The sequence below is a fragment of the Microbacterium sp. 13-71-7 genome (assembly GCF_002257455.1).
Taxonomy (GTDB): domain Bacteria; phylum Actinomycetota; class Actinomycetes; order Actinomycetales; family Microbacteriaceae; genus Microbacterium.
The window spans coordinates 1-1,785 of the sequence record NZ_NCKN01000397.1 but is presented as its reverse complement, the minus strand read 5'-3'; the positions used below and the strand labels follow the sequence as shown (position 1 = coordinate 1,785).

The 1,785-nt window shown below is 66.2% G+C and carries 2 protein-coding genes and 1 pseudogene; all 3 read right to left on the bottom strand.

The genetic code is table 11. From position 1 onward, the window contains the following. Positions 1–229 (bottom strand): annotated as a pseudogene (locus B7X32_RS20720) (hypothetical protein); the annotation flags it as partial. After that, positions 219–1,163, bottom strand: coding sequence for a sugar ABC transporter permease (locus B7X32_RS20715; RefSeq protein WP_292724083.1), 945 nt, complete (start codon positions 1,161–1,163; stop codon positions 219–221). The pseudogene B7X32_RS20720 and the gene B7X32_RS20715, both read right to left, overlap by 11 nt. 64 nt (positions 1,164–1,227) lie before the next feature. Next, positions 1,228–1,785, bottom strand: a 558-nt coding sequence (locus B7X32_RS20710) for an extracellular solute-binding protein (protein ID WP_292724081.1), incomplete at its 5' end; no start/stop codon positions are given.

Below are 1,785 nucleotides of genomic sequence, written 5' to 3'. Positions count from 1 at the left end.
GCGGCATCGAGAACATCTCGTTGTTCGGCTTGAGTGCCGAGAAGAACGAGTAGACCAGCGGCGAGACGAACACGAGCGCCGCGAGGTAGACGAAGACGTGCGCGATGATGAGGCGGGTCCGCTCGGCCGCGGACAGCGGCGCCTTGGAGCGCCTGCCGCGATCCTCGGCCGCGACCTCGACCGCATCGGTGGACCGGGCGATCGCCGCCTGCTGCAGATCAGTGCTCATAGTGCACCCACTTCTTCTGCGCCCCGAACTGCAGCGCGGTGACGATGATGATGAGCGCGAACAGGATCCACGCGCCGGCAGCGGCGTTGCCGAGATCCTGGAACTTGAAGCCCTGGTTGTAGATGAACTGGACCAGAGGCTGCGTCGCGTTGCCCGGTCCGCCTCCGGTGAGCAGCTGCGGCTGCGCGAACACCTGCAAGGACGTGATCATGGTCATGATCGTGGCGAAGAAGATCGAGGGAGAGATCATCGGGACGACGACGCTCCACTGCATCCGGAAGCCGGAGGCCCCGTCGATGCGGGCCGCCTCGATGACCGACTCCGGCAGCTGCTCGAGGGCGGCGGAGAAGATCAGCATGTTGTAGCCGAGGCCCTGCCAGACGCTCATGATGATGACCATCGCCATGGCCCAGAACGGGTCGGCGAGGAAGTTCGGGAGCTTGATGCCGAACCAGCCCTGAGCGATCCCGTTGAAGAGGCCCTGCGGCTGCAGCATCATCTTCCAGACCAGGACGCTCGCGACCATCGGCGTGACGACGGGGATGAAGAACAGCACGCGCAGCGCACCGCGTCCGCGGATCCGCGGCCCGAGGGACATCGCCAGGATCAGGGAGCAGACGATGCTGAGCGGCACGTAGACGATCGTGAAGACGGCCGTGTTGCGCATCGCCGGCCAGAAGTCGGGGCTCGACGTGAAGAGCTTGATGTAGTTGTCGACGCCGTTGAACGTCTTGTCGCCGAACGTGGGCCAGTTGTAGAAGCTCATCACGATGGAGAGCACGACCGGCACGACGGTGAACACGGCGAGGCCGATCAGGGCGGGGCTCGCGAAGCCGAGCGCCTGACGGCCCTCCGCACGCATGAGGGATCCGCGTCGGGGCGGAGCACCGCGTCGGCTCTGCGACGCGCGGCGGCGGGATGCGGCGATGGTCACCGTTCCTCCTTCTTCCAGAGTGGTGTCCCGGCCCGGCGGACGGATCCGCCAGGCCGGGAGAGGATCACTTGCCGAACTGCTGCTGGGCGCTCTTGAGCACCTCGGCCATGGAGGTCTGGCCGTTGTAGACGCTCACCAGCTGCGGCTGGATGAAGGTGCCGACCTTCGACCAGTTGTCGGTGACGTACTGGCCCTGCACGTTCGCGAAAGCGGCCTTGAAGACCTCCTCGACCTGCGCACGGTATTTCGCGTCGATCGACTCGAAGTACAGCGGCTGGCTCTCGATGCGCGCCGGGTAGCTGCGGCCGGAGGAGGCGATGTAGTCCTGCGAGTCCTTGCTGAGCAGGGATCCGAGCACCTTGAGCGCGGCGTCCTTGTTCTTGCAGGTCTTGGAGATGCCGTAGCCGGAGCCGAGGATGAGGCTCAGCGAGTCCTTGCCCTCACCCGGCAGCGGCGCCATGCCGGCGGTGAAGCCGGCCTGGTTCTTCAGGTAGCTGACGGCGTTCCAGGTGCCGTCGACCGCCATCGCGGCGTTGCCGTTGGAGTACTGGTCCTCGCCCCAGCCGCCGTCGGAGGCGCTGGCGACCGGCAGGGCGACCTTCTGGTCGGTGACGAGACCGGT